Source organism: Leptolyngbya sp. GB1-A1, from assembly GCF_039962475.1.
In the GTDB taxonomy this organism is placed as follows: domain Bacteria; phylum Cyanobacteriota; class Cyanobacteriia; order Elainellales; family Elainellaceae; genus Leptolyngbya_A.
Genome location: NZ_JAMPLI010000104.1, coordinates 1 through 5,699, shown reverse-complemented (window position 1 = coordinate 5,699; position 5,699 = coordinate 1). Strand labels below are relative to the sequence as shown.

Genomic DNA, 5,699 nt, shown 5'->3' with positions numbered 1-5,699 from the left:
TTCAAGCCAGTTAAAGCGCGCAGCAAGCGGTCTTGTGTCAGCACCCGTTCAATATCCAGCATTTGCTTATCCCATTTCTGCCTTCTATTCTTGCTTATTTCCCGACAAGTCTATTGGGCTTACTGGACACCCATCCCCTCTTTACAGGGCAATGTCCGAATTGTGAGATGCCGATTGGTTCAACCCATCCAGTTTAGGTGCGTATCAACCCATAGCTTCAGGCGGACGGCTCTAACGATGATGTCGGGGGCGGGTGTGCCCCTGCGCGTGATTCAGGAGATTTCAGAGCATTGATCGCTTGCAGCATTGCAACGGTATTTAGAAGTACCAGAGAAGCAGGTCGAGGCAGCAGTTGGGGCGATCGGGTTTCGACTGAGCTGATAGCTTAGATTACTTGCCTAAAAAAGGCTGTATGTATTGGGCTTATTTCTGATCGTGCCGCTGAGAGTTTGAAATTTTAGAACAGAGATGGTTTTCTGCTGGATAAGCAGTAGTTTTGAGTCCTTGTTTAGAGGCAAGCTCAAAGCTTGAAGTTTTGGACAAGGCAATCTGTTGATAGACCCAATGATTTGAGTCATAGAGATAATAGAGCTGCCCATGCTGAACTCTCCTTTGTTGCGATCGCCCTATGTCTCAAGCTTTTACCCGTCGAACGTTTTTGGGTTTAACTTTGGCCGTTTGTGGCTCAAAACTTCTTGCATCCTGCACGAACTCAACATCTTTTCAACGCTTAACAGTGGAAGCAAACAAGCGGTTTTTGTTGAACGTAGATGGGCAACCGTTCTTCTATCTGGGGGATACGGCTTGGGAATTGTTTCATCGCCTTAATCGAGAGGAAGCAGTTCTTTATTTGCAGGATCGTGCCAGTAAAGGGTTTACTGTCATTCAGGCAGTGGTGCTGGCAGAATTAGACGGATTGGGACAACCCAATTCCTATGGTGATGTGCCCCTGAGTCAGAACGATCCAACTCGACCCAATGAAGCCTATTTTCGTCATGTTGATTTTGTTGTTGACGAAGCAGAAAAACGCGGCTTATTTATCGGTATGCTGCCGACTTGGGGCGACAAGTGGAATAAAAAGTGGGGAGTTGGACCAGAAATTTTTACTCCTGAGAATGCTGCCATCTTCGGTGAATATTTAGGCAACCGCTATAAAAACAAACCAATCATTTGGATTTTGGGGGGCGATCGCAGTCCTGAAAATGAAACTCATCTTAATATTATTCGATCAATGGCAAGGGGCTTAAAACGAGGAGATGGGGGCAACCATCTAATCACCTTTCATCCTCAAGGTGGCAATAACTCAGCAACATGGTTCCACAACGAGGATTGGTTAGACTTTAATATGTTCCAGTCTGGTCACAGTGAACCCAATATTGCCAACTACGAAACGACGACTGCCAACTATGCGCTAACTCCTATCAAGCCCACCCTGGATGGAGAACCCTGTTATGAAGACCATCCGATCGCCTGGAAGCCGGAAAATGGTTGGTTTGATGAGTTTGATGTTAGAAAAGCCGCGTATTGGTCAATGTTGGCAGGGGCGTGTGGTCACACCTATGGCAACCACAACATTTGGCAAATGTGGCAACCTGGTCGTGGACCGATATCTTCTGCAAGAACTCCCTGGCGAGGAGCACTTCAACATCCGGGTGCAACTCAGATGGGCTATTTGCGGCAGCTATTTGAGTCTAGACCATTTACTAAACTGGTACCTGATCAATCCTTATTGATGAGCGATGCAGGGGAGGGGGGCAATCGCATTCAAGCCGCTAGAGCAGAGGATGGCAGCTTTGCATTTATCTATACACCAACTGGAATGCCAATTACTGTAAACCTGGAGAAGATAAGAGGGAACACCGTTAGTGCCTATTGGTATGACCCTAGACAGGGAACAAGGAGGGCGATTGGTCAACTGCAAATTGCAAACTCACAAGAATTTACTCCCCCAAGTCGTGGACGAGGAAATGATTGGATATTGGGTTTAGATAGCGATACGTGATTCTAGTAGATACTTTGCCTTTGATCAATTGCCAGCGCTTGCGGCTGCTCCGGCTTTGGTATATGTCGTCGGAAGGGTAAGAATTTGACCTCAATCGTGGGTTATGCGTGGTTCCGGCTCCGGTGCGGGCGAAGCTGGAGCGATCGGAGCTAACAGTAAGATGCACGTTTCAGACTCGATCGCTTTACTATACTCTGGGTAATGAATTGCTGAAATATCGATGAACAAAGGTGAACTGGTAGATAAGATCGCTGAAAAAGCAGACGTTAGTAAGAAGGAAGCCGATGCCATTCCGACGGCTGCGATCGAATCTATTATGGAAGCGGTTTCTTCCGGTGAAAAAGTAACGCTGGTGGGCTTTGGTACATTTGAGCCACGCCAGCGGCAGGAACGAGAAGGACGCAATCCCAAGACTGGGGAAGTGATGACGATTCCCGCCAGCAAGGTTCCGGCATTCTCGGCTGGCAAACTGTTCAAGGACAAAGTTTCAGAATAAGAACCCTCTTAAGCACAGAGCAGTAGCCTCAGCCGACCGCTTTAAGTTAGGGCGATCGGCTCGTGTTTTGCATCCTTGTGCGCGGGTACTGTAGAAGTACCCACATGGAGCAGCCTACTTTTTCTTAGGTGTTCGCCGGGACAGGGCAGAACTGCGGTGGACAATGCGAGTATTCACCGAACCCATCAAGAAGGGAGTGGTGTTGGGTGGATTAACGACCGCCTTTTTTCTGGGTCAGTTTGTTTCACCCATTCTCAGCCAACCGTTGAGTAGTGTTGTTGGTTTAGATGTGACCTATCGATTGGCAGGTGGGCTGATGGTTGCAATGGGAGCGATCGCGCTGGCATTGGGTTGGCGTTGGCAGTAAAGCGATCGCTCCTACCTCAACTTCAATTAGCCTAGGCAGGGATGAGTTGGCTCAAATGGGGTAATAATTGTTCCCGCACAAATTGAGAAAATGTTGTGGGTGTCGTTGTCTGTGATGTGCGCGGTTCTGCGGGAGAATACTCCGGATGGCTCAAACTCTGCCACATCTCTACATAGTCTGCCGCGACACTCTCACTAGCGCCTATCCTCAATAACTCTGCTCGAAACTGCTCAGATGTAATCGACACATGGACAATCGATCGCCCTAACTCTTGACTCAAAATCGCTGCTGCTTCGTCAAAGCTTAAATCAGTAGGACCATGCAATCCCAATACAGAATGTCCGCTCCAATTTCGTTGCAACAATAACTCTGCTGCGACGGCTGCAATATCCTGGGTGGCAATTATGGCGAGACGGCGATCGCTTGCAATGGGTAAAAATACACTGTTTGCACTGCGAATTGGGTCAAGCTGCATCAGATAGTTTTCCATGAAAAAACCCGGTCTCAAGTGGACGATGTTTTGTGCAACCGCATTCAACTGCTGCTCAACCTCATACAACCCAGAAATAGGACCCATCCCCTGCGGTAAATGAGCTCCGTTACTGGAAAGATTGACTACATAGGGGATTTGATTCGCTTTAACAGCAGACGCCGCAACGTTGCCCACATGATGCTGATATGCCCGAAAATTGGAAGCACCAAAGTTGTACGGCACAACCCAATACAGAGCTTCTGCAGCTTGGGTTGCCTCAATCACAAACTGAATATCCTCCAACGAACCTTGATGGACGGTCGCATTTTGACGAACCAATGAACTCAGCTTTTCGGAATTTCTTACTAAAACAGTGACATCTGCTCCAGCTTCAATCAATTGTTGGGCAATCCGTCCACCTGTATTTCCGGTAGCTCCTGCAATTGCGATCGACATTGGTATGACTCCAAAAACTCAACTTTCCTCCAGTTATAAACCTGAGTAATTGGATATAGAATGGCAGAAAAGCTATTATTCCTATTCAATCGTCCAATTCTTGCTAATCAGATGGATGCTCTGACTGAAATTCTTAAATCTGTCAAATTAGACAGCACCGTCCATTGTCGCTCCGAGTTCTCAGCCCCTTGGGGTGTGCAGATTGAGGCGATGGCAGATGCCTCATTTCATGTAGTGATGCGCGGTCACTGCTGGCTGGAGGTAGAAGGGGTAGATGAACAAATTCCGTTGGTGGGGGGTGATTTGGTGGTGCTGCCAACAGGCGTTGCTCATGTCTTGCGCGATCACCCCGATAGTCCGGTCGTAACCCTGGGAGAATTGCTGTCTCATCGCCCCTGTCAAGGACAACTAACACTAAGCTATGGTGGTGGCGGAACAGGAACAACTGTTTTGTGTGGTAAAGCCAGTTTTGAAAACCGTGAGATCAATCCTTTACTCTCTGCCCTGCCACCGTTGCTGTTGATTAAAGGAGAAGAAGGACGAGCGGTAGAGTGGTTGGATTCCACACTGCAATTTATTGCCTGCGAAACAGCATCGAACCGTCCGGGTGCAGAAATGATGATTACCTACTTGTCAAATATTGTGTTCATTCAGGCAGTAAGAGCCTGTCTCAGTAGCCTGAAGCCGGATGATAGCAATTGGTTGCGTGGATTGGTTGATCCACAAATCAGTATTGCTCTGGCTCTGATTCACCATCAACCTGAAACAAACTGGACCGTAGAAAATTTGGCGAAACGGGTGAATATGTCACGTTCTGGATTTGCAGCGAGATTCAAGTGGTTAATGGGAGAAGCACCGCTGCAATACATTACCCGTTGGCGAATGATTCGGGCAGTTGAGTTGTTGCGATCGAGCAATTTGACGGTAGGAGAGGTTGCTGAACGAGTAGGATATGAGTCTGAAACAGCGTTTAGCAAAGCGTTTAAGCGTCAGATGGGACAGCCACCAAATCAATATCGCAAGCAATCTATAGTGTCATGATTTTGCTTGATTGTTAACCTACCGCCAATCTTTAACCGTAATTTGTAGTTAAAGATGAACTTTAAAATTTATTTACTTCCACTCCAGTTTATTAGTTTTGGAGTGATGATGTCGGCAATTAACACAATCAGTACGTGAATTGGCAAGACAATTATAAAGAGAATTAGAAGACGGACTATCGTCATTACAGATTCAACAATGGCGGGTTGTGGGGCGAGCCAATCAAAAGCAGAATCCAAAAAGTCTGCGACCTGTTGTTTACCCTCCATGCATAACCAGGGACTATGAGCTACGATCGCCCGTTCAGGCTGCCATGCTCGAATCGTCTGGAGGGCATTCCGTAAAGTCGAACGGTTTAGAGTATGGGCGAGTTGAATCCCAAGTGGAGTATGGCGATACATCTGATTCCACCGAGTTGTGGCCTGGGCGATCGATGAAAAAGTGGCCGGGTCAAAGTCCATGATCAGATCGGTGAAAATGACGGTACCCGATGCCCGATGGAAGAAGACAATTTCATCAAACCACCCGTTTCCGGTTCCAAAAACACACTGTTCAATCTGACCCGCCCATTTCGGTTCAGGCGTATCAGCAGACAAGGTTTTGTCAAAGGTCAAGTCTTTGGGTTCTGTCGCAAGAATTTTTAACGCTGAATAATCTACATCATTCGCTCTGTTCTATGCAGCAATTCCAAAGATTGATTCAATAAACCTTACTTGAGACACACTATCCCCTTGTTCTATCCCTTTCACTTATCCTTTTCTAATCATGTTCATCGCTTCAATTCCTCTCAAGGTTCTTCTAGCACTATTAAAGGACTCGAATCCCATCATCGATCTCACAATGCGTTTAATAGGCCGACGATCCT

Annotated in this window: 6 protein-coding genes and 2 pseudogenes; 5 read left to right on the top strand and 3 right to left on the bottom strand. The window is 47.0% G+C overall.

The window, feature by feature from the left end; translation table 11 throughout:
* Positions 1-201: 201 nt before the first annotated feature.
* The 4 genes and pseudogenes from NDI45_RS30500 to NDI45_RS30485 all read left to right on the top strand — a co-directional run.
* A pseudogene (locus tag NDI45_RS30500) lies at positions 202-381 on the top strand (tyrosine-type recombinase/integrase); the annotation flags it as partial.
* 355 nt (positions 382-736) lie between these two features.
* Positions 737-2,002 (top strand): glycoside hydrolase family 140 protein, encoded by a 1,266-nt coding sequence (locus NDI45_RS30495; RefSeq protein WP_348250034.1) that lies wholly within the window; start codon positions 737-739, stop codon positions 2,000-2,002.
* Between the two features lie 220 nt (positions 2,003-2,222).
* Positions 2,223-2,498 carry an HU family DNA-binding protein gene (locus NDI45_RS30490; RefSeq protein WP_348250033.1) on the top strand — a complete coding sequence of 92 codons (276 nt, stop codon included), beginning with the start codon at positions 2,223-2,225 and terminating at the stop codon, positions 2,496-2,498.
* Positions 2,499-2,661: 163 nt separating this feature from the next.
* Positions 2,662-2,865 (top strand): hypothetical protein, encoded by a 204-nt coding sequence (locus tag NDI45_RS30485; RefSeq protein WP_348250032.1) that lies wholly within the window; start codon positions 2,662-2,664, stop codon positions 2,863-2,865.
* A gap of 31 nt (positions 2,866-2,896) precedes the next feature.
* Here NDI45_RS30485 and NDI45_RS30480 read toward each other — a convergent pair whose 3' ends face one another.
* On the bottom strand, positions 2,897-3,793 hold the full coding sequence (locus tag NDI45_RS30480) for an NmrA family NAD(P)-binding protein (protein ID WP_190789593.1): 897 nt from the start codon (positions 3,791-3,793) through the stop codon (positions 2,897-2,899).
* A gap of 60 nt (positions 3,794-3,853) precedes the next feature.
* Between NDI45_RS30480 and NDI45_RS30475 the strand changes: the two genes are divergently transcribed.
* Positions 3,854-4,834, top strand: coding sequence for an AraC family transcriptional regulator (locus NDI45_RS30475; RefSeq protein ID WP_348250031.1), 981 nt, complete (start codon positions 3,854-3,856; stop codon positions 4,832-4,834).
* Between the two features lie 68 nt (positions 4,835-4,902).
* On the opposite strand, the gene NDI45_RS30470 is transcribed toward NDI45_RS30475, so the two are convergent.
* On the bottom strand, positions 4,903-5,448 hold the full coding sequence (locus tag NDI45_RS30470) for a hypothetical protein (protein WP_348250030.1): 546 nt from the start codon (positions 5,446-5,448) through the stop codon (positions 4,903-4,905).
* 138 nt (positions 5,449-5,586) lie between these two features.
* Positions 5,587-5,699, bottom strand: a pseudogene (locus NDI45_RS30465) (IS6 family transposase); the annotation flags it as partial.

What these genes read in the sequence shown, in the direction of transcription:
- NDI45_RS30475 (WP_348250031.1), top strand. Translation starts at nt 3,854, where the DNA reads ATGGCAGAAAAGCTATTATTCCTATTCAATCGTCCAATTCTTGCTAAT.
- NDI45_RS30485 (WP_348250032.1), top strand. Translation starts at nt 2,662, where the DNA reads ATGCGAGTATTCACCGAACCCATCAAGAAGGGAGTGGTGTTGGGTGGA.
- NDI45_RS30480 (WP_190789593.1), bottom strand. Translation starts at nt 3,793, where the DNA reads ATGTCGATCGCAATTGCAGGAGCTACCGGAAATACAGGTGGACGGATT.
- NDI45_RS30490 (WP_348250033.1), top strand. Translation starts at nt 2,223, where the DNA reads ATGAACAAAGGTGAACTGGTAGATAAGATCGCTGAAAAAGCAGACGTT.